Source organism: Pseudomonas sp. SHLD1 (assembly GCF_028640935.1).
Lineage (GTDB): Bacteria > Pseudomonadota > Gammaproteobacteria > Pseudomonadales > Pseudomonadaceae > Chryseomonas > Chryseomonas aestiva.
This window is the reverse complement of sequence record NZ_JAQZAD010000013.1, coordinates 910,307-935,715: the sequence shown is the minus strand read 5'-3', so window position 1 is coordinate 935,715 and position 25,409 is coordinate 910,307. Positions and strand designations below refer to the sequence as shown.

Annotated in this window: 24 protein-coding genes; 16 read left to right on the top strand and 8 right to left on the bottom strand. The window is 64.0% G+C overall.

Translation table 11 applies throughout. From position 1 onward, the window contains the following. Positions 1-3: 3 nt before the first annotated feature. The 6 genes from PVZ77_RS09795 (at position 4) to PVZ77_RS09770 (ending at position 7,255) form a co-directional block, all read left to right on the top strand. Positions 4-1,398 (top strand): M20 family metallopeptidase, encoded by a 1,395-nt coding sequence (locus PVZ77_RS09795; RefSeq protein WP_273807375.1) that lies wholly within the window; start codon positions 4-6, stop codon positions 1,396-1,398. Then, positions 1,398-2,552: a M20 family metallopeptidase gene (locus PVZ77_RS09790; protein ID WP_273807374.1), complete on the top strand. Its 1,155-nt coding sequence runs from the start codon at positions 1,398-1,400 to the stop codon at positions 2,550-2,552. The genes PVZ77_RS09795 and PVZ77_RS09790 overlap by 1 nt, the downstream gene beginning before the upstream one ends. Before the next feature lie 222 nt (positions 2,553-2,774). Beyond that, positions 2,775-3,506, top strand: coding sequence for a GntR family transcriptional regulator (locus PVZ77_RS09785; RefSeq protein ID WP_273807373.1), 732 nt, complete (start codon positions 2,775-2,777; stop codon positions 3,504-3,506). A 133-nt stretch (positions 3,507-3,639) separates the two neighbouring features. Continuing rightward, on the top strand, positions 3,640-4,929 hold the full coding sequence (locus PVZ77_RS09780) for an MFS transporter (RefSeq protein WP_273807372.1): 1,290 nt from the start codon (positions 3,640-3,642) through the stop codon (positions 4,927-4,929). 28 nt (positions 4,930-4,957) lie between these two features. After that, a complete protein-coding gene (locus PVZ77_RS09775; protein ID WP_273807371.1) occupies positions 4,958-5,788 on the top strand; it encodes an amidohydrolase family protein in 831 nt (276 codons plus the stop codon). Positions 5,789-5,878: 90 nt separating this feature from the next. Then, positions 5,879-7,255, top strand: a complete 1,377-nt coding sequence (locus PVZ77_RS09770; RefSeq protein ID WP_273807370.1) for a GntP family permease — start codon at positions 5,879-5,881, stop codon at positions 7,253-7,255. Positions 7,256-7,414: 159 nt separating this feature from the next. Here the strand turns inward: PVZ77_RS09770 and PVZ77_RS09765 are convergent, their stop codons facing one another. Next, entirely contained in the window at positions 7,415-7,885 is a 471-nt protein-coding gene (locus tag PVZ77_RS09765; RefSeq protein ID WP_208691226.1) for an Lrp/AsnC family transcriptional regulator, read from the bottom strand. Between the two features lie 159 nt (positions 7,886-8,044). On the opposite strand from PVZ77_RS09765, the gene PVZ77_RS09760 reads away from it, so the two are divergent. Beyond that, positions 8,045-9,058, top strand: coding sequence for a 1-aminocyclopropane-1-carboxylate deaminase (locus PVZ77_RS09760; protein WP_133861699.1), 1,014 nt, complete (start codon positions 8,045-8,047; stop codon positions 9,056-9,058). 34 nt (positions 9,059-9,092) lie between these two features. Then, complete coding sequence (locus tag PVZ77_RS09755) at positions 9,093-9,491, top strand: hypothetical protein (protein ID WP_273807369.1); 399 nt, start codon at positions 9,093-9,095, stop codon at positions 9,489-9,491. A gap of 9 nt (positions 9,492-9,500) precedes the next feature. Here PVZ77_RS09755 and PVZ77_RS09750 read toward each other — a convergent pair whose 3' ends face one another. The 3 genes from PVZ77_RS09750 to PVZ77_RS09740 form a co-directional block, all read right to left on the bottom strand. Further along, positions 9,501-10,787: a HipA domain-containing protein gene (locus tag PVZ77_RS09750; protein ID WP_273807368.1), complete on the bottom strand. Its 1,287-nt coding sequence runs from the start codon at positions 10,785-10,787 to the stop codon at positions 9,501-9,503. Then, the gene (locus PVZ77_RS09745; RefSeq protein ID WP_273807367.1) at positions 10,784-11,035 is read right to left on the bottom strand and encodes a helix-turn-helix domain-containing protein; all 252 of its coding nucleotides are present in this window, start codon (positions 11,033-11,035) and stop codon (positions 10,784-10,786) included. The genes PVZ77_RS09750 and PVZ77_RS09745 overlap by 4 nt, the downstream gene beginning before the upstream one ends. 137 nt (positions 11,036-11,172) lie before the next feature. Next, on the bottom strand, positions 11,173-12,090 hold the full coding sequence (locus PVZ77_RS09740) for a LysR family transcriptional regulator (protein WP_273807366.1): 918 nt from the start codon (positions 12,088-12,090) through the stop codon (positions 11,173-11,175). A 118-nt stretch (positions 12,091-12,208) separates the two neighbouring features. Here PVZ77_RS09740 and PVZ77_RS09735 point away from each other — a divergent pair, with 118 nt between their 5' ends. From PVZ77_RS09735 to mgrA, 6 genes are all read left to right on the top strand, one after another. Then, positions 12,209-12,973, top strand: coding sequence for a 5-oxoprolinase subunit PxpA (locus PVZ77_RS09735; RefSeq protein ID WP_273807365.1), 765 nt, complete (start codon positions 12,209-12,211; stop codon positions 12,971-12,973). A gap of 93 nt (positions 12,974-13,066) precedes the next feature. After that, the gene (locus PVZ77_RS09730) at positions 13,067-13,318 is read left to right on the top strand and encodes an acetyl-CoA carboxylase (protein WP_273807364.1); all 252 of its coding nucleotides are present in this window, start codon (positions 13,067-13,069) and stop codon (positions 13,316-13,318) included. Next, the gene (locus PVZ77_RS09725; protein ID WP_273807363.1) at positions 13,315-14,688 is read left to right on the top strand and encodes an acetyl-CoA carboxylase biotin carboxylase subunit; all 1,374 of its coding nucleotides are present in this window, start codon (positions 13,315-13,317) and stop codon (positions 14,686-14,688) included. Before PVZ77_RS09730 ends, PVZ77_RS09725 begins: the two co-directional genes overlap by 4 nt. Beyond that, complete coding sequence (locus PVZ77_RS09720) at positions 14,685-15,557, top strand: 5-oxoprolinase subunit B family protein (RefSeq protein ID WP_273807362.1); 873 nt, start codon at positions 14,685-14,687, stop codon at positions 15,555-15,557. The genes PVZ77_RS09725 and PVZ77_RS09720 overlap by 4 nt, the downstream gene beginning before the upstream one ends. Then, positions 15,554-16,528: a biotin-dependent carboxyltransferase family protein gene (locus PVZ77_RS09715; protein ID WP_273807361.1), complete on the top strand. Its 975-nt coding sequence runs from the start codon at positions 15,554-15,556 to the stop codon at positions 16,526-16,528. Before PVZ77_RS09720 ends, PVZ77_RS09715 begins: the two co-directional genes overlap by 4 nt. A 600-nt stretch (positions 16,529-17,128) precedes the next feature. Continuing rightward, on the top strand, positions 17,129-18,166 hold the full coding sequence (gene mgrA / locus PVZ77_RS09710) for an L-glyceraldehyde 3-phosphate reductase (protein ID WP_273807360.1): 1,038 nt from the start codon (positions 17,129-17,131) through the stop codon (positions 18,164-18,166). A gap of 87 nt (positions 18,167-18,253) precedes the next feature. On the opposite strand, the gene PVZ77_RS09705 is transcribed toward mgrA, so the two are convergent. Next, the gene (locus PVZ77_RS09705; RefSeq protein WP_273807359.1) at positions 18,254-19,168 is read right to left on the bottom strand and encodes an AraC family transcriptional regulator; all 915 of its coding nucleotides are present in this window, start codon (positions 19,166-19,168) and stop codon (positions 18,254-18,256) included. Between the two features lie 248 nt (positions 19,169-19,416). Here PVZ77_RS09705 and PVZ77_RS09700 point away from each other — a divergent pair, with 248 nt between their 5' ends. Beyond that, positions 19,417-20,724, top strand: coding sequence for an ABC transporter substrate-binding protein (locus PVZ77_RS09700; RefSeq protein ID WP_273807358.1), 1,308 nt, complete (start codon positions 19,417-19,419; stop codon positions 20,722-20,724). Positions 20,725-20,792: 68 nt separating this feature from the next. Further along, positions 20,793-21,566 carry an L-iditol 2-dehydrogenase gene (locus PVZ77_RS09695; RefSeq protein ID WP_273807357.1) on the top strand — a complete coding sequence of 258 codons (774 nt, stop codon included), beginning with the start codon at positions 20,793-20,795 and terminating at the stop codon, positions 21,564-21,566. An 11-nt stretch (positions 21,567-21,577) separates the two neighbouring features. Here PVZ77_RS09695 and PVZ77_RS09690 read toward each other — a convergent pair whose 3' ends face one another. From PVZ77_RS09690 to PVZ77_RS09680, 3 genes are all read right to left on the bottom strand, one after another. Then, complete coding sequence (locus tag PVZ77_RS09690; protein WP_273807356.1) at positions 21,578-22,171, bottom strand: DUF1349 domain-containing protein; 594 nt, start codon at positions 22,169-22,171, stop codon at positions 21,578-21,580. A gap of 520 nt (positions 22,172-22,691) precedes the next feature. Further along, complete coding sequence (locus PVZ77_RS09685; RefSeq protein WP_273807355.1) at positions 22,692-23,636, bottom strand: DNA replication terminus site-binding protein; 945 nt, start codon at positions 23,634-23,636, stop codon at positions 22,692-22,694. Between the two features lie 118 nt (positions 23,637-23,754). Continuing rightward, positions 23,755-25,308 (bottom strand): alkaline phosphatase D family protein, encoded by a 1,554-nt coding sequence (locus PVZ77_RS09680; RefSeq protein WP_273807354.1) that lies wholly within the window; start codon positions 25,306-25,308, stop codon positions 23,755-23,757. Positions 25,309-25,409: the final 101 nt, after the last annotated feature.

The window sequence follows — 25,409 nt, the reverse complement described above, 5'->3', positions numbered from 1 at the left end:
GCCATGACCAGTCGTACCCATGCCCTTGAGCTTGCCGCCGCGCACTTCGACAGCGGCGCCTTCCGTGCGCGGCTCGCCACCGCGGTGGCCCATCCTACCGAAAGCCAGGCGCCCGAACGCCAGGCGGAGCTGCAGCGCTACCTGGACGAGTTCATCGCCCCCTATGTGGCCAGTCTCGGCTTCACCAGCCGGCAGCTGGACAATCCGGTCGCCGGCAAGGGGCCCCTGCTGATCGCCGAGCGGATCGAGGATCCGGCGTTGCCGACCCTGCTCAGCTATGGCCACGGTGACGTGGTGCGCGGCGATGCCAGCCGCTGGCGCGAAGGCCTCGCGCCCTGGACCCTGGTGGAGCAGGGCGAGCGCTGGTACGGCCGTGGCACCGCCGACAACAAGGGCCAGCACCTGCTCAACCTGGCGGCGCTGGAACAGGTGATCGCCGCCCGCGGCGGACGCCTGGGCTACAACGTCAAGCTGCTGCTGGAGATGGGCGAGGAGATCGGCTCGGTCGGCCTGCGCGCCTTCTGCCAGGAGCAGCGCCAGGCCCTGGCCGCCGATCTGTTCATCGCCTCCGATGGGCCGCGGGTCTCGGCATCCCGGCCGACGCTGTTCCTGGGCGCCCGCGGCACCTTCAATTTCGATCTGCACCTGGAGCTGCGCGAAGGCGGCCATCACTCCGGCAACTGGGGCGGGTTGCTGGCCAATCCCGGGATCATCCTCGCCCATGCCCTGGCCAGTCTGGTGGATGCCCGGGGCCAGATCCAGGTCCCGGGGCTCAAGCCCACCGAGCTGCCCGCACCGGTGCGCCGTGCGCTGGCCGACATCGAGGTGGGCGGCGCGCCGGGCGATCCGGCCATCGATCCCCTCTGGGGCGAGCCCGGACTGACCCCGGCCGAACGTGTCTACGGCTGGAACACCTTCGAACTGCTGGCCTTCACCACCGGCAATCCCGAGGCACCGGTGAATGCCATTCCCGGCAGCGCCCGGGCCCACTGCCAGATCCGCTTCGTCGCCGGCTGCGATTGCACGACCTTCATCCCACTGATCGAGGCGCACTTGGCCGAACGGGGTTTCGCCGCGGTGCGCGTCACCCGTGCCAAGGACGAGATCCTGCACGCCTCGCGGCTGGACCCGGAGAATCCCTGGGTGGATTGGGCCCTGACGTCCCTGACCCGCACCCTGGGCGAAAAGCCGGCCTTGCTGCCCAATTTCGGCGGTGGCTTGCCCAATGACATCTTTGCCGACATCCTCGACCTGCCCACCCTCTGGGTACCCCATTCCTATCCCGCCTGCTCCCAGCACGCGCCCAACGAGCATCTCCTGGCCCCGGTCGCGCGGCAGGGGCTGCAACTCATGGCCGGGTTGTTCTGGGACCTGGGCGATCGCTGGAGCCGCCGCTGATGCCCCTTGTCAAGACCACCGCCCTGGAGTGGCTCGCCACCCAGCGCGAGCCGATGACCAGTCTCCTGCAGCGCCTGGTCGATACCGATTCCAACAGCTACGACAAGGCCGGCGTCGATGCCGTCGGCGCCGTGCTCACCGCGGCGCTGGCCGAAGACGGCATCGAGGTCGCCCGGACGCCGGTCGCCAACTTCGGGGACATCCTTGCCGCCCAGGTGGGGCCCGCCACCGGCGCTGCGGTGTTGCTGCTGGGCCACCGCGACACCGTCTTTCCGCCGGGCACCGTGGCCAGCCGCGGCTTCACCCGCGATGCCAGCCAGGCCTATGGTCCCGGCGTCGCGGACATGAAGGGTGGACTGGTGGCGAGTTGCTTCGCGCTGCGTGCGCTCAAGCGCGCCGGCGAGTTGCCGTTTCCGGTACGGGTGCTCTACACCGGTGACGAAGAGATCGGTTCAGGCACGGCTCGCCCGCACCTGGAGGCGGCGGCGCGCGGCGCCCGAGCCGTGCTCAACTGCGAGCCCGGACGGGTCAGTGGCAACGTGGTCAAGGCGCGCAAGGGCGGCGCCACCCTGGCCATCAGCGTGAGCGGTTGTGCCGCCCATGCCGGCGTCAGTCACGCCGAGGGCGCCAGTGCCATCCAGGCCCTGGCGCTCAAGGTGGTGAAGCTGCACGCCCTGACCGACTACGAGCGCGGCATCACCACCAACATCGGCCTCATCGAGGGCGGCACCTTCAGCAATACCGTCGCGCCCAGCGCCACCGCGCGCCTGGACGTGCGCTTCGTTGCCCTGGCCGACTGGCCCGCGCTGCAGGCGCGCATCGAGGCCATCGTCGCCGAGGTGGAGGTACCGGGGACTACCGCCCGCGTCGAGCCCACCTGCGTGTTCCTACCGATGGAAGCGCACCTGAGCCACGACCTGCTGGCGCTCTACCAGCGCGAGGCCCAGGACCTCGGCTTCAGCGTCGAGGGCGAATTCACCGGCGGTTGCGCCGACTCCGGGTTCACCGCCAGCCTGGGCGTGCCCACCCTCTGTGGCCTGGGCCCCGTGGGCGGCAAGGTACACACCGACGCCGAATTTCTGGTGCTCGATACCCTGGTTCCACGCACCCAGGCGCTGGTGGCGACCATCCTGGCCCTGGCCGTAAGGGCCTGATCCTCTTGCCGGTTTCCGAACCAGGTGCGACGCCTGGCCAACGAGGGCCACAATCGGCTTGAAGCTGACATCGCCGGCGAAGCCCCGCCTCTCCATGAGCAGGGCGGTAGGGCAGCCATTCGTCAGCAGGACGACAGGCCCTTCCTTGACAGCCAGGTTATCCGGGCAAATACTCGCCACAAGATTCATATAGATGACTAGATAACAAGGTGAATAAGGTCGATGAATTCTTTGTCCAGTGATGCCCGACTGCCGCTGTACCAACGCCTGCGTGACCAATTGGCCGAGCAGATCGCCAATAATCGCTGGCGTCCGGGGGAGGCGATCCCTACTGAAGCGGCGCTGTCTGCGGAATATCAACTGTCCACCGGTACGGTGCGCAAAGCGATTGATGCCTTGGTCAGCGAGGGCATTCTGGAACGTCAGCAAGGGCGCGGGACGTTCATTCGACGGGCACAGTTTCAATCCTCCTTGTTCCGTTTCTTCCGATTCCAGACTGTTTCCGGCGAGCGCCAGGTCCCGGAGAGTCGCATCCTCTCGATCGAGCCCGTTGTGGCACCTTCGGCCGTAGCGCAAGCGCTAGGGTTGCCCGCCGATGCGCTGGTCATTCGTATTGTCCGGGTGCGTCTGCTCGATGTTAAGCCGGTGCTCGCCGAAGAAATCTGGTTGCCCCGCCAGCGGTTTCAGGCGTTGCTGGAGATCGACCTCGGTCGCGAAGGGCCGCTGCTGTATCCGATCTACGAAGAAGTGTGCGGACAGGTCGTTGCATCGGCCGAAGAAACGCTGACCGCCGAATCGGTGAATGACGTGCATGCCCGCCTGCTCCAGGTAGCGGTCAACAGCCCGGTGATCGTGATCGAGCGCTTGGCCCGCGACTACGCGGGTAGCCCGCTGGAGTGGCGTCGCTCGCGCGGCCACGCGGAGCATTTCCGCTACCGCGTGGATATTCGCTGACGCCTGTCTGCGTAGCGAAGCGTTCTGCGGCGGCTAGATCGCCGCCCGATTGCTGTTTGTTTGCCAACGTTGACCCTGTCGCGGCGGGGTTGGCAGTCGGCTGCCTGGCGTAACACCTATAAGGATAAGAATCATGTTCAGCTGGTATCGCCAAATCACTCCTCGGGAGCGCAAAACATTCTGGGCCTGCTTCGGCGGATGGTCGCTCGACGCCTTGGAAGTACAGATGTTCGGTCTGGCGATTCCGGCGCTGATCGCCGCTTTCGCGCTAACCAAGGGCGATGCCGGATTGATCAGCGGCTTTACCCTCGTCACCTCGGCGCTGGGTGGCTGGGTGGGGGGGACGTTATCTGACCGCTATGGCCGTGTGCGCACGTTGCAGTTGATGATTTTGTGGTTCTCGTTTTTCACCTTTCTCTCGGCTTTCGTCACGGGCTTCAACCAGCTGCTGGTGGTCAAGGCGCTGCAGGGGTTCGGGCTTGGCGGGGAGTGGGCGGCCGGCGCGGTGCTGATGGCCGAGACGATCAATCCGCACTATCGCGGCAAGGTCATGGGCACTGTACAAAGTGCCTGGGCGGTGGGTTGGGGCCTGGCGGTCGGGGTGTTCGCGCTGATCTATTCCTCTGTGCCGCAGGACATGGCCTGGCGTGTGATGTTCCTTGTCGGGTTGCTGCCGTCGTTCCTGATCATCTGGGTGCGTCGTAGCGTTGAGGAGCCGGACAGCTTCCAGCGTCTGCAAAAAGACAACGCCATCCCGCAAAGTTTCTTCGCGTCACTCGCAGGCATCTTTCGCCCGGAACTGATTCGCGTGACCCTGTTTGGCGGGCTGCTGGGACTGGGCGCACACGGTGGCTATCATGCGGTAATGACCTGGTTACCGACCTTCCTCAAGACCGAGCGCAATCTGTCTGTGCTGAACTCGGGCGGCTATCTGGCGGTGATCATCTTCGCCTTCTGGTGTGGTTGTGTGGCCAGCGGCTATTTGATCGATCGCATTGGCCGTCGTAAAAACATTGTGCTGTTTGCCCTGAGCTGCGTGGTTACGGTGCAGTGCTACGTATTTTTGCCGCTGACCAATACGCAGATGCTGTTCCTGGGGTTCCCGTTGGGGTTCTTCGCCGCCGGTATTCCGGCCAGCCTGGGAGCGTTCTTCAACGAACTTTACCCTGCCGATGTACGCGGCGCCGGCGTTGGCTTCTGCTACAACTTCGGCCGGGTGCTGTCCGCCGTATTTCCATTCCTGGTCGGGCATATGAGTGATTCCATGTCGCTGGGTTCGGCGATAGGCATCGATGCCGGGATCGCCTACGGCGTGGGGGTGCTTGCCGCACTTTGCCTGCCTGAGACCCGGGGCAGGGACCTTGAAGCCAATGCCACCTCCGTTCCGGCCAATATCAACGGCAATCGACGCGCCCGGGCGTGATGATCCCAACTTCCAGTAGATAAAACCCATGTCAGCTCCCCGCCCCAAGTCGATCACCGGCATCGACTCCCATGCCCATGTGTTCAGTCGTGATCTGCAGCTGATCGGTGCTCGGCGCTACAGCCCCGAGTACGACGCCACGCTCGACCAGTACCTTGAGCATTTGCAAGCGCATGGCCTGAGTCACGGTGTATTGGTGCAACCAAGTTTCCTTGGCACCGACAATAGCTACCTGTTGGCGGCGTTGAGGCAAGCCCCTCGGCAGTTGCGCGGCGTGGTCGTGCTGGAGCCAGGCATCAGTCGTTCCACCTTGAATGACATGGCTCAACTGGGCGTGGTCGGCGTGCGCCTGAATCTGATCGGCAAGGCGTTACCTGATTTTCGTGACAGGGCCTGGCAAGGGTTTTTCAGTGATATCGCCGATCTCGACTGGCATGTCGAATTGCACCGGGAAGTCAAGGATCTGCCGGGCTTGATCCAGCAATTGACGCCGTTCGGCGTGAAGTTGGTGATCGATCACCTTGGGCGGCCGGACGCGAATGCGGGTCTCGATCAGCCCGGGTTTGGCGAGTTGCTCGAGGCCGGATTGAAAGGTTCGATCTGGATCAAGGTATCGGGAATCTATCGCTTGGGAGGTACGCCACAACAGAACATTGATTTCGCTCGACGGGCATTACCGCTGCTGGAAAAAAGCGTTGGCCTGCATCGGTTGGTATGGGGCAGCGACTGGCCGCATACGCAGCATGAGCAAGACATCGATTTCGCCTCCGTCGTCGACCAGTTGCAAGCCCTGGAGCTTTCGGCGCAAGCCAGCGCCTTGCTGCTGGCGCAAGCGCCTCGCAGGTTATTTGGCTTTTAGAAAGGCGAGCCCTGCAACTTAGCCGTTGCAGATGCCCTTCGTCTCATCCACCTACAAGAGTTTAGGCACCCGCCCAACCGAGAACCTTTCATGACTCCCTTAGATATAGATCTGTTACTGACTGCATTGATCAGCGTCGTGGTGCTGGTAGTGCTGATCGTCTCGCGCCTCAAAATGCACCCACTGCTGGCTTTGCTGGTAGTTTCCGTCGGCGTAGGCTTTGCAACCGGTATGGAGCCAGATCGCATCGTCTCCCAGCTGGTTACCGGCGCCGGCAAGACACTGGGGGCCGTGGGGGTGGTCATCGCGCTGGGGGCGATGCTCGGCAAGATACTTGCGGACGCCGGCGTCACCGAGCAGATTGCTGCGGTCATCCTCAAGCGCACATCGGACCGGATGATTCCCTGGGCGATGATGATGGTCGCGTTTGTGATTGGCATTCCGATGTTTTTCGAGGTCGGCCTGGTGATCATGCTGCCGCTGATCTTCAGCGTGGCGCGCAAGCTGGAAAGTCAGGCGCGCTTCAAGGGTTCAGCCTATGTCTATGTGGGCGTTCCGGTGATTGCCGCACTGGCCGCGATGCACGGTATGGTCCCGCCGCACCCTGGCCCGCTGACGGCCATCGCCGCGCTGAAAACCTCGGTCGGGCCGACCATGCTCTATGGGTTCCTGGCGGCTATCCCGGCCATGATTCTAGGCGGCCCCCTGTATGGTGCATTCATTTCCCCGCGCATGAGCACTCGGCCCGATCAGGTCTTGCTGGATCAGTTCACCCTGGCTGAAAAAGCCGACGATAAACCAGGCCCCAGCGTATACCTTGGCGTGCTGGCAGCCTTGCTGCCGGCGATCCTGATGCTGATCCATGCCGTCGCCGAGATGGTATTGGCCAAGGACAATGCGCTACTCAAAATGGCCGGTTTCCTCGGCAATCCGCTGATAGCGATGCTGCTGGGCGTGCTGTTCGCCGGGGCGAGCCTGGTACTCGCGCGCGGCGGCGATGCGGAGCAATTGCGCGAATCGCTGGGCAAGAGCCTCAAGCCAATCGCCTCGATCATCATGATCATCGCCGGCGGCGGTGCATTTCAGCAATTGCTGACCAGCGCCAAGGTGGGCGATGCGATCGTGCACCTGACCCAACAGTCGGCGTTCCCTCCGCTGGTCCTCGGTTGGTTGATCGCCATGTTGCTGTCGGTCTCTACCGGTTCCGCCACGGTAGGTATCGTGGGGGCTGCCGGCTTGCTGGCGCCGCTTGCCGGCGCTGATCCCAGCCTCAACCTGCCGCTGCTGGCCTTGTCCATTGGCTGCGGCTCGCTGTTCTTCAACTACGCCAACCATGCAGGTTTCTGGATGGTGAAGGAATCCTTCGGCATGACGATGGGCGAAGCCACCAAGACTATTTCGGTGGTGCAATCGATCGTCGCCGTGGTCGGTTTGATTGTGGTGTTGCTGTTGAACGTGGTCGTGTAATGACCTGAGGCGGCGTCAAATCAGGACGCCGCCCTTTGTAAACCCCTCATTGGTCGTCGATCAGGCGCGGCAGTTGCAGCGGCTTGGACTCGCGCAGTGCCTCACCTCCTGGACAAGCGCTGTTCGGCACCCGTCCCTCCCCAGGCGCCAGCCGCCCGTTCAGATAGGCAACAGCCCCTCGGTCTTGACTTCGTTCAGCACGAAAAAGGTGCGCACCTGGCGCACGCCGGGCAGGGCGATCAGCCGTTCGCTGTGCAGGCGATTGAAGGCGGCGATGTCCTTGACCCTGAGCTTGATGAAATAGTCGACGTCGCCGGCCACCAGGTAACACTCCAGCACCGGGGGCAGGGCGCGGGCGGCCGCTTCGAAGGCCTGAAAGGAATCCGGGGTCGATCTGTCCAGCACCACGCCCACCAGTACCGCGGTTTCCCGTTGCACCGCCTTGGGGTCCACATGGGCCCTGACGCTGGTGATGACGCCGCTCTCGAACAGCTTGCGCGTGTGGTTCCAGCAGGCGCTCGGGCTCAGGGCAACCTGGCGCGCCAGCTCGGCATTGCTCAGCCGGCCGTCCTGCTGCAGGGCGCGCAGGATCTTGCGTTCTACCGGGGTAAGTTCCGCAGCTTCGCTCATCGAAAGATTCTCCTTGTAAAGCGATTGTTGGAGGAACATCCATGCGGATTCTGGGATTCGGTCAAAAGGAAAGCAGATTTCATACCGCTCATTCGAAAGCACCTTTTTCAGGGTTTTCCCTAGCATTGAAGGCGTTCTCTCACCACTGGAGTCGCTGCTATGTCCCTGGATCTCGAAAAGCGTTTTCCCCGCGTCAAGCTCGGTTATTTCCCATCGCCCCTGCACAAGCTGGAGCGCATGTCGAAGGACCTCGGTATCGAACTCTGGGCCAAGCGTGACGACGTCTCTTCCGGTCTCGCCTATGGCGGCAACAAGGTGCGCAAGCTGGAATGGCTGGCCGCCGATGCCCTGGCGCAGGGCTGCGACACCCTGGTGTCCATCGGCAACATCCAGTCCAACCACACGCGCCAGGTCGCAGCCGTCGCCGCGGTGCTGGGCATGAAGTGCCGGCTGGTCCAGGAGGAGTGGACCAAGTGGGAAGACCCGGTCTACGACAAGGTCGGCAACATCCTGCTGTCGCGACTGATGGGCGCCCAGACGCTGCTGGAAGGCGAGGGTTATTCCACCGCGGTGAAGGCGACCTGGGAGCGCGCGCTGGATGAGGTGCGGCGTGAAGGCGGCAAGCCCTACGCCATTCCCGCCGGCGCCTCGGACCATCCGCTGGGTGGTCTCGGCTATGCCCATTTCGCCGATGAACTGGCCGGCCAGGAGCGCGAGCAGGGCCTCTTCTTCGATACCGTGGTGACGGCCACCTGTACCGGTTCTACCCAGGGCGGCATGGTGGTGGGCTTTCGCGCCCAGGAGCGCGAACGTCGCCTGATCGGCATCGACACGGCGGCGGACGCCGAGATGACCCGCGCCGCGGTGACCAAGATCGCGCGCAATACCGCCGAGATGATCGGCCTGAAGCAGGAGATCCGCGACGAGGATGTCATCATCGAGCCACGCTTCTGCGGACCGGACTACGGCCTGCCGGATGGTCCCACCGTCGAGGCCATCCGCTACACCGCGCAGATGGAGGGGATGCTCACCGACCCGGTCTACGAGGGCAAATCCATGGCCGGGCTGATCGCCATGGCGCGCAGTGGCGAGATCGCCAAGGGCAGCCGGGTGCTCTATGTTCACCTCGGGGGCGCTCCGGCGCTCAACGCCTACCACAACGCCTTCGCCTGAACCCAGGCCACGACCGATCACCAGGAGGTCGCGCATGACGAGCCCATTCTGGACAGCGGTAGACGACCTCCGACCGGCCGTGGCGCTGGTGATCCTGCATGGCGATCTCGACCCCGCGGTGGCGATGGAATTGCGCTCCGGCTTGCCCGGCTGCAGCGACCTCCCGGTGCTGCAGCTGGAGGACGTCGGCGGGCTGCACGAGGAGTGGCTCACCCAGGGTCCGCAGAGCCGGATCGTACGGCTGTTGTCCCGGCTGGGCGGTGACTGCCTGCTGCTGGCGGTCGAGCCGGCGGGTTCGAACCAGCTGGAATGGCTGGGATCGGTCGCCGGTCAACGACTGCAACAGTTCACGAGCGGCACGCCCACGCGCGCGCTGATCGCCCGCCTGCAGCAGCTCAGACGCGAACGCCTGCTGGCGGTATTGCCGCTTTGAGCGTGGCCGTCAGGCCAGCCGCTCGACCTGTTCGGCGATCAACATCCTGATCGCGCGCAGGCAGCGCAACTCGCCGGCGAAGACCGCCCGCAGCTCCGGTCGCGCGCCGGCCAGGGTCTGATTTTCCCGCTCGGTCTGTTCCAGCAACTGCTGAGCCTGCAGGGGCAGGCGCTGGCGCAGGCGTTGCAACTGGGCAGCGGCGGGTGAGCGTTTGATACCCAGCGCTTCGGCTACATCCAGCAATCGCTCGCGGTCGATGGCCACCAGCCGGTTTTCACCCAGGATCGGCCAGGCGAGGGTGGTTGCGTCCGGCCAGCGCTGCTGATAGAAGGCGCGGCTCTCGTATACGGCCGTGCAGAGCAGGTCATAGCAGGGCGCGAGGGCCAGCCCGCGGGGTGAGACCAGAAAGCCCAGATTCTTCAGATGGGCATCGGTATTGCCCACCAACACGTTGAAGGCCAGCCAGTTGAACAGCCGCGTCCGGGTCACCGCGGGCGCCTCGCACAGCCGGGCCAGTTCGGCCAGGCGCTCCACGCTACCCGCCTGGTACTTGAAATGACGGTCCAGCCCCAGCACCTGGCAGGCGTCGATGCCATGGCGTCGTTGCCAGCCGCCCGGGGTACGGACGCGGTCGAAGCGCTCGATCAGATAGACCGGCTCGGGCACGTAGCGGCGCTCGACGGCGGGAACCATCAGCCCGGCCATACCCGCCAGGCCCATGGTGAACCACTCGTTGATCACCGAATGGGCGAAGGCTTCGTGGGGGTGGTCCGGCTTGAGGATATGGGTGGAGGGCAGGGCGCCCACGGGTTCCTGCAGCCCCTGGTCATCGAGGATCACCGCCAGCTTGTGCTGGGCGCCGGCCAGCGACATGCGCTTGTGCGCCTCGTGGGTCAGCGGCAGCTGCGGCATGGCCTGGATCCGCCGGGAGAGATCGGCATCGCTCAGGGGGCGACGATCCCCCGGCGGCAGGCGCTGACCTTCGGCGAGCAGGGTAAGGGAGCCGGCGGATTCGGCGCCGTACCAGCTCAGCAGGGCGAAGGCATCGGCGGCATCCAGGCGCGCATCCTGGGCGAGCATTTGCCGCTGGCCTTCCTCGGGCAGCAGGTTGTCGAAGTACCACTGCACCGGGCGCTGCGAACTGCCATCGATCAGCGGCTCGCGCTGCAAGGGCAATTGCGGACAGAGCCCGAAGGCCTGCCAACCGGACTCGTACCGGAACGACCAGATACCGTTCTCGTCGGCCAGCCGACCCACCAGCTGGTCGTCGATCCAGGCCAGGAGTTCACGCCTCATGGCGTCCGAGTATCCGGCTGGGCGTCCACTTCAGCGGGCAGGTCCACGATCAGGCGCACCCCCAGGCCTTCCAGTACCTGGAACAGCTTGCCCCATTGGACGGTTTCGCCGCCGCGCTCGACCTTGCCGAGAAAGTTCTCACTGACGCCGAGACTGCCGGCGGCATCGTCCTGGCGCAGCGACTGGGCCTTGCGCGCCTGGCGGACGAGGGCGCCCAGGTCGGCGGCATTCTTGAGTATCACCTGCATGATCTATCCTCACGAGCGTGGGGATCAGGCTAACGCCAAAGGGAAACGCAGCGCAATCCTCAAGGTCGTGAGGATTTTATTTGGTAATGACGCTGATAATGCAAAATCCTTTCGACCATGAGGATTTTCATTTTCTACTAGCGTCGCGCCCCTAGCTGCTGGGGTGCCAAAAAGGCGCTGTGGAAGTAGCTGCGAAAGGCCTGCATGGCCGGCGTCAGTGGGTGTTCGCGATGCCAGGCCAGCCCCACGCTCATGGGCGTGATGGGCTCTACCAGGGTACGCGTCTCCAGGCGCTTGCCCTCCAGCGACCAGGGGCGATAGACCAGGTCGGAGAGGATGGCCACGCCGCTGCCGTTGGCCACCATGCTGCGCACGGCCTCCACCGAGCTGGTGCGCAAGCGTACCCGGGGTTCAAGGCCTGACTGGCGCCAGTAGCGCATGGCGCTCTGTTCGGCCTCGTCGACGGTCAGCAGCACATAGGGCTCGCGAGCGACATCGGCCAGGCTGACATTGGGTCGATCACGCAGGGGATGGCCACTGGGCAGCCAGAGACGGCGTTCGGAATTGAAGAGCGTCTCGGAGACGATGTCCTCGTGGGTCAGGTTGGCGGTCAGTACCACCGCCATGTCGATGCGCCTGTCCAGCAGCGCTTCCTCGATGGCCTGGCGCTCCTGCTCGTGCACCGCCACCGTCACCTCGGGATAGAGCTGCGCCAGGCGTTGCAGATGGTGCGGCAGGAAGTAGCCGATCACCGTATAGCTGGCGGCGATGCGCAGTTCGCCGCTGGCGCGATGGTCGGGCAGGGCGCTGCTCAGGGCATCGTCGACCCCGCGCAGGATGCCGTAGGCATGGTTGAGGAAATGCCGGCCGGCATCGGTCAGCGCCATCCCCTGCGCCGAGCGGACGAACAGGCTGGCGCCCAGCAGACTCTCCAGCTCCTGGATGGCACTGGTCACCGCCGACTGGGAAATGTTCAGGTGGATGGCCGCCTGGGAGATCTGCCCCAGTTCGGCGGTCGCGGTGAAGTAGCGTAGCTGACGCAAGGTAAGGGCCATCACGACTGTCCTGAGGTATCGATTTTTCCGAACGCCGGACCTTGGATAATAAATCTTCCCAAGGGGGCAGGGCAGTCCTAAGGTCGAGGACACCGCACCACTGCCAGGGAATACCGCAATGATCGAGGTGGACTTCAATTCCGACATGGGCGAGGGCTTTGGCGCCTGGACGCTGGGCGATGGCGTGGACGACCAGCTGCTCGACCTGGTCAGTTCGGCCAATATCGCCACCGGCTTCCATGCCGGCGATCCCGGCCTCATGCAGCGCACCGTGCTGCAGGCCAAGGCGCGCAACGTGGCCATCGGCGCCCATCCAGGCTATCGCGATCTGGTGGGTTTCGGCCGCCGGCCCCTGCAGATGCCCGCCGAAGAACTGGTGGCCGATATCGTCTACCAGCTCGGCGCCCTGCGTGAATTCGCCCGGTTGCATGGCCTGCGGCTGCAGCACCTCAAACCCCATGGCGCGCTGTTCATGCACCTGGCGCGGGACGAGACGGCTGCCCGGCTGCTGATGGAGACGCTGCAACGGCTCGAACCCGGGCTGCTGCTCTATTGCCTGCCGGACTCGGCCACCTGGCGAATCGGTCGCGAGCTGGGTCAGCCCCTGGTGCGCGAGTTCTATGCCGACCGGGACTATGACGCCAGCGGGTCCATCGTCCTGGTCCGGCGCATGGGCGCGTTGGATTCCCAGGCCGTGGCCGACCGGGTGCTCAGAGCCTGCCAGCAGGGACGAGTCGCCACGGTGGAGGGGGGCGAGGTCGAGGTGGCTTTCGAATCCATCTGCCTGCACAGCGACACCCCTGGTGCATTGGGCCTGGCCCAGGCCATCCGCCAGCGCCTGGACGCCGCCGGCATTGCCATCCGCGCCCCTGGCACCCGCTAAGTTTTCATGCGGACACCGGCGCCAAGACGCCGGGTCCTTCAGCCCCTAGCTACGCCTGCCTTTCCGACAACATTGCCTAGAAGAGGAATCGTCATGGCCGAACATTCGGTGCTCTCGCCCTTGCCCGGAACGTTCTATCGCAAGCCCACGCCCGATGCGGCGCCCTATGTGGATATCGGGGAAACCGTCACCGCCGGCACGGTGATCGGCCTGGTCGAGGTAATGAAGCAATTCTCCGAGGTCCATGCCGAGGTGGACGGGACCCTGACGGCCTTCGCGGTGGAGGACGGCGATCCGGTCGAGCCGGGTCAGTTGCTGGCCACCCTGAGCGGAGCCGCCTCGTGAATACGGCAGGGGGCGGTATCCGCCGTCTGCTGGTGGCCAACCGTGGCGAGATCGCCGTCCGTATCCTGCGCGCCGCCAAGGCGCTGGACATCCAGACGGTGCTGGCCTGCAGCGAGGCCGACCAGGATTCGCTGGCGGCGCGCCAGGCCGATGCCGTGGTGGTGATCGGCCCGGCGCGCGCGGATCGCAGCTACCTCAATATAGAAGCGCTGCTCAAGGCCTTGCGAGACAGCGGCGCCGATGCGGTGCATCCCGGCTATGGCTTTCTGGCCGAGAACGCTGCCTTTGCCGATGCAGTGGAGGAGGCGGGTGCCGTCTTCGTCGGCCCTTCGGGTGACATCATCCGCCGCATGGGCGACAAGGCCGAGGCCCGACGTACCGCGCTGGCGGCTGGCGTCCCGGTGGTACCGGGCTCTGCCAGCGAACCGGTCGATATAGAGGCAGCCATAGCGGCAGCCGAGACGGTGGGCTATCCGCTGCTGATCAAGGCATCGGCCGGGGGAGGCGGCCGGGGCATCCGCCTGGCGCGCGACGCCGCCGAGCTGGCGCGGGAATTTCCCATCGCCCAGCGTGAAGCCCAGACCGCCTTTGGCAGCGGCGCCCTCTATCTGGAGCGCTTCATCGAGCGCGCTCGTCATATAGAGGTGCAGATCCTTGGCGATGGCCAGCGCGCCGTGCATCTGTTCGAGCGCGAATGCTCGTTGCAGCGGCGCCGCCAGAAGCTCCTGGAAGAAGCGCCATCGCCGGTGCTGAGCGCTGCCCAGCGCGAGACGCTCTGCGCCAGCGCGGTACGCCTGGCCGAAAGCCTCGGCTATCGCGGCGCGGGGACCCTGGAGTACCTCTTCGATGAAGCCCGCGGCGAATTCTTCTTCATCGAGATGAACACCCGCATCCAGGTCGAGCACCCGGTCTCCGAGATGGTCACCGGTATCGATCTGGTCCAGGCCATGCTGCGCATCGCCGGGGGTGAACCCCTGGGGCTGCGCCAGGAAGACATCCCTCTGCAGGGCGCCGCCATCGAGCTGAGACTCAACGCCGAAGATCCGGCGCGCAACTTCTTTCCCAGCCCGGGGACGGTCGAGCAGCTCGCCTGGCCGCAGGGCCCGGGCATCCGCGTCGACAGTCATCTCTACGCGGGCTATCGGGTGCCCCCTTACTACGACTCGCTGCTGGCCAAGCTCATCGCCCATGGCGCCGATCGCGGCGAGGCCCTGGCCCGTGCCCGCCAGGCGCTGGACGAATTGCGTCTGAGCGGCATGGCCACCACCGCCAGTCTGCATCGCCGCCTGCTGGACGAGCCCTGGGTGATCGAAGCGCGCTTCGACACCGGTACCCTGGAACACTGGTTGGCCGAGGAGATTTCCGCATGACGACCGCGATCCGCTATAGCTTCGGCGGCGACGAGCACCTGTTCGTCGAACTGTCCGAAAGCATGTCCCTGGAGGCGTTTTTCCGTGGCCTGGCCATGACCTGCGCGGTGCAGGCGCTGCAGTTGCCCGGCATCCACGACATCTGCCTGGCCAATGCCTCCTTCCAGATCCGTTTCGATCCGGACGTCCTGCCGCCCGACCGGCTCCTGGCCGCGGTCCAGGGCGTGGAAGACCAGGCGGTGGCCGAGCGCCAGCTGGCCACGCGGATGATCGAAATCCCGGTGCTCTACAACGATCCCTGGACCCACGAGACGCTGATGCGCTTTCGCGATCGCCACCAGGATCCGACCGCCACCGATCTGGAATACGCCGCGCGCATCAACGGCCTGGCCGACGTCGAGGCCTTCATCGCCGCCCACAGCGGCGCGCCCTGGTTCGTTTCCATGGTGGGTTTCGTCGCCGGATTGCCGTTCATGTTCCAGATGGTGGAGTCCGAGCGGCAGCTGCAGGTCCCCAAGTACCTGCGACCCCGCACCGACACACCCAGGCAGACCCTCGGCCACGGCGGCTGCTTCGGCTGCATCTATTCGGTACGGGGCGCCGGCGGCTACCAGATGTTCGGCGTGACGCCGGCGCCCATCTACGATCCGGCGCAGCGCCTCGACTACCTGCAGGAGCACATGGTGTTCTTCCGTCCTGGAGATATCGTCCGCTTCCGCGCCATCGACCGCGCCGAGTACGACCGGATGCTGGCAGAGGTAGAGGAGGGTAGCTTCACCCTGAATATCCGGCCGGTGGACTTTTCCCTGGACGCCTTCCTCGACGATCCCCGTGGCTATCCGCGCACCCTGATGGAGGAGCCGGCATGATCAAGGTACTCAAACCCGGCCTGGCCACCTCGATCCAGGATCTCGGTCGCGAAGGCTACTACCACCTGGGCATTCCGCCGTCGGGTGCCATGGACAGCTATGCCTTGCGCGCGGGCAATCTGCTGGTGGGCAATGCACCCGGCGCCGCCGCCCTGGAATGCACCTTGCTCGGCCCGGAGCTGCACTTTGCCGAAGACGCCTTGGTCGCCCTGAGCGGCGCGCGCATGACGCCACGCCTGGACGGCGCCGAGATGCCTCTGGACGAAGCCTTCAGCGTACGCGCCGGCCAGGTGCTCAAGTTCGATTACCTCAAGGCCGGTGCCCGTGGCTATCTGGCCGTGGCTGGCGGCTTCGCCGTGCCCGAGGTACTGGGCAGTCGCTCGACGTACACCCTGGGCAGCCTGGGTGGTTTCCAGGGTCGAAGGCTGGCCGCGGGTGACGAACTGACTGTTGGAACCCCGGCGACAGGCGCCAGGCCTGGAGTCCGGTTGCCAGGCGATCTGGTGCCGGCTTGCGGTGGCGAGGTGGTCCTGCGTGTCGTGCCGGGTCTCTACCATCACCGCCTGACCGCGGAGGCCGCCGAAGCCTTTTTCGCCGATACCTGGACGGTGGGCTCCGAAGCCGATCGCATCGGCTATAGATTCAAGGGCGGCCGGCCGCTGGCCTTCACGCCGCGCGAACAACCCTTTGGCGCCGGCTCGGATCCGTCCAATATCGTCGACAGCTGTTATCCCATCGGCTCGATCCAGGTACCGGCGGGCCTCGAACCCATCGTCCTGCACCGAGACGCGGTGTCTGGCGGCGGTTACGCCATGATCGGCACGGTCATCAGCAGCGACCTGGATCTGATCGGCCAGCTGCAGCCGAATCAGAAAGCCCGGTTCGTGGCGGTAACCCTGGAAGACGCGCTGGCCGCACGACGTGTGTACCGGGAACGCCTGCAGCGATTGGAGCAGCTGTTGGCGAGCTAGGGACTCGTTGGCATGTGAATGATCCGCTGAGAGATCCTGGAGACGTCGTTCGTAACCGACGCGTCTTCAGGATCGTCACCCAGCAAACGGTGGAGAAAGGCCAAGACGCCTGCAGCAACGAAATTTCTGATCGACGCCGTTACGAGGTTGATCGACAGCCACAGGGTAGGGACGTGAGAGTCGAATCTGGTGACGGGATTGGAGAGAACGCTAAAGGCAGGATGGGATGGCAAAGGGCGGAGATCAGCCTAAGTCCATATCTAATTTAACATAATATACATTATGCGAAGTCATGGTTATGGAGTGCAGCACCGGGCGTCTGCCTTTTCACGCTGGCGGCTTTCTCCAATTGGCGGCTTTCTCCAATTCGCTACGACCTTGTCAGTTTGCCTGACATTACGGCTCCAGGGATTCAGATCGCCGCTTACCGCACACCTGTACCGCAAATTCCGCAGCGCCCGTTTGTACAAGACGCCATCGACAGCTTTAATCGGATGGCGTCCGTTCCCGGAGTTCTTTCCGGTTGTCGCGCCTTTGACTGTGGCACCACGCGCGAATGTCCTGGGTTTCCAACAAGTATTCCATCCCGAGGAGTTTTGAATGGCTTATCAAGCCGCTTCCGATCGCTATGACCGTATTCCTTACCGCCGCGTGGGTCGCAGCGGTCTCGTGCTGCCGGCGCTGTCGCTGGGCCTCTGGCACAACTTCGGCGATACCACGCCGCTGGATCGTCAGCGCGCCTTGCTGCGCACCGCCTTCGATCTGGGCATCAATCACTTCGACCTGGCCAACAATTACGGGCCGCCCTATGGCAGCGCCGAGATCAATTTCGGTCGGCTGCTGCGCGAAGACTTCGCGGCCTACCGCGACGAACTCATCATCTCCAGCAAGGCCGGCTGGGACATGTGGCCCGGCCCCTATGGCCAAGGTGGCGGCTCGCGCAAATACGTCCTGGCCAGCCTGGATCAGAGTCTCAAGCGTCTGGGCCTGGATTACGTCGATATCTTCTATTCGCATCGTTTCGACGAACATACGCCGCTGGAAGAAACCGCCAGTGCCCTGGCCACGGCGGTCCAGCAAGGCAAGGCGCTCTATATCGGCATCAGCTCCTATTCGGGGACCAAGACCCGGGAAATGGCCAAATTGCTGGCCGACTGGAAGATCCCGCTATTGATCCATCAGCCGGCCTACAACCTGCTCAATCGCTGGATCGAAAAGGATCTGCTAGACGCGACCGAGGAAATCGGCAGTGGCGTGATCGCCTTTACGCCCCTGGCCCAGGGGTTGCTGACCGACAAGTACCTCAATGGCGTTCCAGCCGAAGCCCGGGTCAATCAGCCCGGTGGCCAGTCGCTGCAGCAAGGTCATCTGTCCGACGAGAACCTGGCGCGAGTACGCGCCCTGGATGCCATCGCCAAGCGCCGCGGCCAGAGCCTGGCGCAGCTGGCCCTGGCCTGGACCCTGCGCGATCCGCGCATCACCAGCGCCCTGATCGGCGCCAGTCGGCCCGAGCAGATCGTGGAAAACGTGGCAGCCCTGGACAACCTGACCTTTACCGCGGAGGAACTGGCCGAGATCGATACCCATGCGGCCGAAGGCGACATCAACCTCTGGGCCAAGCCGTCCAGCGCGGAATAAGGCTCCGCTTGGCGTATCTGGCGCGCCAGCGTCAGGTGCGCCTACCTCCATAAGGTCCTGGCAGGGCATAACCACCCTCACCCGCCCTTACCCAGGCGACTGCTGACGCCGCGTCCCGATCTGCTCCTGGCGATACTGGCTGGGTGTCTGTCCGGTCTCGTTACGAAAATGCCGGTTGAAATTGGACAGATTGGAATAGCCCACCTCGAAACAGATGGTGGCAATGGACAGCTCCGCCTGCCGCAGCAGACGACAGGCCCGCTGGATGCGCAGCTTGCGCGCCAATTCGATGAAGCCGTGGCCGGTGACCTTCTTGAAGAAGCGTGAAAAACCCGCCTCGCTCATGCCGACGCGATTGGCGATCACCGGCAGCCGGATATCCTCGGTGAGTTCGCTCAGCAGATAGTCGAAGGCCTGATGCACCCGTGCGGCACTGCGGGCATCCAGCGCCGGCGCATAACAGGCACTGGCCAGGACAATCCTTTCGCTTCCCGGCGCCCGGGACAGCAAGCCCAGCAAGGCGAACAGCGTGAGCAGGCGCCCGGCGCCCTGGGCCTGGCCCATCGCCTCGATTAATGCAGCCGCCTGCAGGGCCGTATCGCCCTTGAATTCCAGACCGCGTCGGGCCTGTTCCAGCAGCGGCAGATAATCGCCCAGCTCCGGTGCCACAGCGCTCAGCGAGCGCAGCAAGTCACCATTGAACTGGATGACCACATCGCGGCCGGCGAGCACCTCGCCGGGCGGCAGATCACCGATCCAGTCGTGCGGCAGATCCGGCCCGATCATGGCCACGTGACCTGCCGCAAAGGGCCCGACATAGTCGCCGGCCAGCAGTCGTCCGCTGCCCTGGCGGATCAGGTGGATCTCGTATTCGGGGTGATGATTCCAGCGCGCCAAGGCGTAGGGATAGTCGTGCTCGTACCAGCGAAAGCTCTGATCGGGCGCGGCGAGGATCACTTCCAGCTCTGCTGGCCGCGCCTCGAGGAAGGCGGTCGCCTTCATGGTGTACCTCTGCTCGTTCTGGTGAGACCGCACCCATCAGCCTAGCTATCGATGCTTTTTTGACTTCGGCGCGCTGAGCGATCCAGGTCAAAAATGTATCGGCAACTGGTCAATGCCAGGTTAGCCAGCGGCTTGGCCCTGCTGTTGTAATCCTCTCCAGCTGCTCTGTCGAGATCAGATTTATATCGGCCGCCAGCCATTCATAACAACAACAAGCTGCCCGCCGTGGCAGTCATGGAGAGAAGAAGATGAAGCGCCCTATCGCGTTGCTGCTGTTGGCCGGTCTCGGACTGACCGGTGTTGCCCAGGCCGTCGAATCGGTCACCGTTGCCACCGTCAACAACAGCGACATGGTGCGCATGCAGCGCCTGTCCCAGGTCTTCGAAAAACAGCACCCCGATATCAAGCTCAACTGGGTGGTGCTCGAAGAAAACGTGCTGCGGCAGCGGCTGACCACCGACATCACCACCGGTGGTGGCCAATTCGATGTCCTGACCATCGGCACCTACGAAACACCGCTCTGGGGTGCCAAGAACTGGCTGGAGCCGCTCGACAATCTGCCTGCCAGCTATGACGTCGAAGACATCTTCCCGGCGGTCCGCCAGGGGCTGTCGGTCAACAACCATCTCTATGCCCTGCCGTTCTACGGTGAAAGCACCGTCACCTACTACCGCAAGGACCTGTTCAAGGCCGCCGGCCTGCAGATGCCCGACAAGCCGACCTGGTCGCAACTCGCCGAATTCGCCAGCCAGCTCAACCAGCCGGACAAGGAGCAATATGGTCTCTGCCTGAGAGGCAAGGCCGGCTGGGGTGAAAACGTCGCGTTGCTCAGCCTGATGGGCAACGCCTTTGGCGCGCGCTGGTTCGATGAGCAATGGCAGCCCGAACTGACCAGTCCCGAGTGGACGGCAGCGGCCAATTTCTACGTCGACAACATGAAGAAGTACGGCTCGCCCGGGGCTTCCAGCAACGGCTTCAACGAAAACCTGGCCCTGTTCAACAGCGGCAAATGCGCGCTCTGGGTAGATGCCAGCGTCGCCGGCTCCTTCACCACCGACAAGAGCCAGAGCAAGGTGGCCGATGAGGTCGGCTTCGCCGCCTCGCCCCATGAGGTCACCGACAAGGGCTCGTCCTGGCTGTATGCCTGGTCGCTGGCGATTCCGGCGAGCGCCAAGCACAAGGAGGCTGCCAAGACCTTCATCACCTGGGCGACCTCCAGGGAATACATCCAGCTGGTGGCCGACCGGGACGGCATCGCCAACGTCCCGCCGGGCACCCGCCAGTCCACCTACAGCCAGGCCTACCTGAGTGCCGCGCCCTTCGCCAAGATCACCCTGGAGATGATGCAGCACGCGGACCCTGCCCATCCCTCGGCCAAGCCGGTGCCCTATGTCGGCATCCAGTACGTGACCATTCCCGAGTTCCAGGCCATCGGCACCTCGGTCGGCAAGCTGTTCTCCGCCGCCCTCACCGGCCAGATGAGCGTCGAGCAGGCCCTCAACGCGGCCCAGACCTCGACGACCCGCGAAATGAAACGCGCGGGCTATCTCAAGTAACGTCCCTTTACCCAAGGCATGACCGCGCGCTGCACCGCGCGGTCAGTCTCTCGATTGGAGCCAAGACCATGAACAGACTGGAAGGAAAAAGCGCCCTGATCACCGGCGCCGCGCGCGGTATCGGCAAGGCCTTCGCCCAGGCCTACCTCAGGGAAGGCGCAACGGTGGCCATCGCCGACATCAATATCGAAAGAGCCCGCGAAACGGCCGAGGAACTGGGCGAGCACGCCTACGCCCTGGCCATGGACGTCACCGACCAGGCGTCCATCGACACGGCCATCGCCCAGGTGGTCGCTACCGCCGGCAAGCTTGACATCCTGGTCAACAATGCCGCCCTGTTCGATCTGGCACCCATCGTCGAGATCTCCCGGGAAAGCTATGACCGGCTGTTCGCCATCAACCTGGCCGGGCCCCTGTTCACCCTGCAGGCCGCTGCCCGGCAGATGATCGCCCAGGGTCATGGCGGCAAGATCATCAACATGGCCAGCCAGGCCGGGCGTCGCGGCGAAGCCCTGGTTGCCGTCTATTGCGCGACCAAGGCCGCGGTCATCAGCCTGACCCAGTCGGCCGGCCTCGACCTCATCAAGCACCGCATCAACGTCAATGCCATCGCCCCCGGCGTGGTCGACGGCGAGCATTGGCAAGGTGTGGACGCCCTCTTCGCCCATTACGAGCAACGGCCGCTGGGCGAGAAGAAGCGCCTGGTAGGCGAAGCCGTACCCTACGGCCGCATGGGAACCGCGGAGGACCTGGTCGGCATGGCGCTGTTCCTGGCGTCCAGCGAGAGCGATTTCGTGGTCGCCCAGACCTACAACGTCGACGGCGGCAACTGGATGAGCTGATCGCCGCGCGGTCAGCTCAGGTCATGCAGCTCCTTGATGATCGCCGGCCCGATCTTCAGGTCGGCAAAGCTGACCTCCAGGCCCTCGCGCTGCGGCGAGCAGCAATAGGGGCCGACCTGCAAGTCCGCGCCCTCTTCGCTCGCGAACCGGCACAGCCGCAACAGCGGCCAGGTCACGCCATCCAGGGAATACTGGAGGCGCAGTACCTCGTCGTGCAGTGTCATGCGCAGCCAGAAGCCGCGCAAGGCATCTGGCATGGGGCCGAGGGCCCAGTCGGAATGCCCCAGGGTGAGGACACTGCCCAGATGGGCGATGCCATCGTTGATCTCGAGCCCGGTCTTGCACCACTGCTCGCGGCCCTGCCTCACCATCAGGCCGGCCTGGTCATAGAGTTCGGCAAAGGTCCCGGTGATCCGCACCTGGGCGGTGAAGTCCGCTCCGGCCGTGTAACCGCGGAAATGTCCGCTATCACGCTCGAAGCCGTATTGGGTCTTCTGCCAGAAGTCGGTGTCGCGATCCGTGCTGATGTGCAGCAGGCCATCCGTGTCGGACCAGCGCTTCGGCTCGTTCAGCCAGCGGGCAGGCAGGGTCTTCGCAAGGGTCATGACGGTTATCCGTGGCGGATGGGCTGCGCACACGATAGATCAAGGACGCGAGATGCGCCAAAGCCGGACGGTAAAGCGTGCTGTCAGGGAGCCCCTCCTGCCCTCTAGCGACTTTCTTGCAGGCATGAAAAAAGGGAGCCCGGAGGCTCCCCTGTTCAAGTACGTCTGCTGTCCTCTTGTTTTTGTTGTCGGACATCAACGTCATCGATCTTTAGTACGCCCCACCAAGGAGGTGGGAAGTGAACAGATTACTTTGGTTGCTCTGGAGCGTTCCAAAATGATCGGTTCGCGAGCCTTGGCCGTCTTGTTCTTGTTGTGGGCGGTTAGCGGCGCATCTTGTTGTTCTTGTGCCAGTAATAAAGCACTCGCCGTGCCAACATTCATAAGTCATTGAAATGGCTAGGTTTGATTGATTCGAGCCTGGCATGGGGACACCTGTTGCGGAGGATTTCGTTACCTTTTCACTCGGCAGTGAAGGATCTGGTTACGACATCCACCCGCTCGGTAACGTCAGCGGCGCTCAGCGGCTGTAGGTCGAACGCTTGAGCGTCGCCTCGTTGTTACGCTGGGCGACAGGTCGTTCCGGGTTGTCGGTGGGCAGGTACAGCAGTCGCGTGGCCAGCACCTCGCGACGCGGCTTGATGTCGGGTCTCAGCGCCCCGCGCTGGGTACGGTCGAAATCGCGCAGGTCGACGACCTGCATGCCGTCCTGGGCCGGTACCACGAAGACCGGCAGGTTGGCGTGGATCATGGCGTCATAGCGACTCTCCTCGCCGAACCAGAGCATCGCCCTTGGATGCGGGGCGATCTTCTTGTGCCGGACCAGGATGTCGTCATCCGCCATGCGATTGAGTGCCTGGTGCTCCTGCCATTCCGGCGTGCGATCCAGGACGATCCGCTCCCGATCGGCGCGGGCCATGGCGAGGGTCTTGAGTTGCTCGCGTACCTTGGACACCTTGACCCGCTCTCCTCCGGCGGTATGGCCGGCCCAGGTAAAGGTCAGCTGCCGGACCGGATCGGGAAAGCCATGCACCTTGCGGATCAGCTGCTTGGTATTGAAGGCACCGCCCAACGCCTTGCGCATGATACGCGGCCGCGCCTCGGGTGCCAGCTCCAGCTCCAGGCGCGTCTGTTCGATCGCCGCGCTGAAGTCCGCCTTGCAGGTGTTGATGGCCAGGATCTCCTCCATCAGGGGTTCGGCGAGGGCGATATAGCCTGGCAGTCGACTGACGGTACCCGGTGCCTGGCCAGGTTGCAGGTGGAAGGCCAGCAAGGCATCACGGGTAAGCTCCACCGCGGCGGTACCCTCGAAGGACTCCGCCGCGATGTGGTCAGGTACCCGCTGTTGCGCCAGCAATGGCAGCCGCCAGACCCGGGCGGCTATCACCTTGCTGGGCCAGCGCTCATTGAAGGTTGCGATGCTCCGCTTGAGGTCCTCGAACGCGCTCTTGATGTCTTCGTGCATAGCCAACTCCAGCCTGATATCTACCAGATTGTAGCATTTGCACGAACTTCACCCTCCTTGTTGATTACTTTGCAGAGGGTTGACTCGGTAATGATCTTACTATAGGGGTGGTATTAATCTAGATGGATTGCAATTTCTGGGTGAATTGCGGTCGGCCGTCCTGATCTCTCAAGGTGACCTGTAGCTCGGCGGTCTTCCCGTCGATCTCGACCTCGCCGAAGAATTGGAAGTTACTCAAAGGCGAGGTGTTGGCCTGGGGCGGTGCCTTCTGGAACACCACTTCGGGACCGAAGGTGGCGTCCAGTGGATTGGGCCCGAAGCTGCCTGCATTGAGCGGGCCTGCCACGAATTCCCAGAAGGGTTCGAAATCCTGGAACGCTGCCCTGTCCGGGTGATAGTGATGCGCGGCGCAGTAGTGCACGTCAGCGGTGAGCCAGACGGTATTGTGGATCCCCTGCCTCGCGATGAATCTCAACAGGTCCGCCGTTTCCAGCTCTCGCCCCTTGGGGGCGCCCGGATCGCCATTGGCGATGGCCTCCCAGCGTGCCTGCCCCTGCGCATCCTTGCCATCCGGGACCTGTAGCCCGATGGGCATATCGGCCGCGATGACCTTCCAGGTCGCCGTGGACGTTTGTAGCGCCTTCTTCAGCCAGTCGAGTTGCTCCTGACCGAGGAAGGCGCCCTGACCGTCCTCCTCGACACCCAGGTTGCTGTCGTTGCCGGCTCGATAGCTGCGCATGTCCAGCACGAAGACGTCCAGCAGGGGCCCGTAGGCGATTCGGCGGTAGATGCGCCCTGCCCCGTCAGCCGAGACTCCGCGCATGGGCGCGTATTCCAGGAACGCCTGGCGAGCCCGACCACTCAGGACATTGATGTCCTTGACCTGGTAGCGCTCGTCCAGCGTCTTGCTCGGCGACCAGTTGTTGGTGGTCTCGTGGTCGTCCCATTGCCACACCTGTGGGACTTCGGCATTGAATCGCTTCAGATGGTCATCCATCAGGTTGTAGCGATAGTTGCCGCGGAATTCATCCAGGGTTTCCGCCACCTTGCTCTTGGCCTCGGTGGTGATATTGCGCCAGATGCGCCCTTCCTCCACGGTCATCTGCGCCGGCACCGGTCCGTCCGCATAGATGGTGTCGCCACTGTGCAGGAAGAAGTCCGGTCGCCGCTCGCGCATGGCGTTGTAGATGCGCATGCCGCCGATATCGGGATTGATGCCAAAGCCCTGCCCCACGGTGTCGCCGCCCCAGACGAAACGGATATCGCCGCGCTGGCTCGGCGCCGAGCGCAGGTGACCGGCAACCGCTTCGCTGAGCGCACCACTGTCCAGATCCTCGAAGCGGACGCGGTAGAAGATGTGCTGATCGGCGGGCAATCCGGCAAGGTCGATACGCGCCGTGTAGTCCTGCGCGGCCGTGGTGACGGCACCAGCTACCTTGCGTGGTGAGCGAAAGCTCTCCTGGGTATCCCACTCCACCAGCAACCGGGCCGGCCGGTCCGTGCGACTCCAGATCAGTGCGCGGCCGTCGGTGACATCCCCGGCCTGGATACCGTCGGGTACTCCTGGACGTCCAGCCGGCGCGGCCCAGGCTCTTCGACCGAGGGCCGGTAACAGGAGCGAAGCACCCAGGCCTTGCAGGACACGACGACGATCAGGACAAGGAAGGGACATGGCATAGGCCTCTGCTGGAAAACCGCTAGCACTACCCCGCCTTGATGACCTGTTGATGACAAGAGGAGTACCAGGTGGATCCCCCACGCCCTATAGGGGTG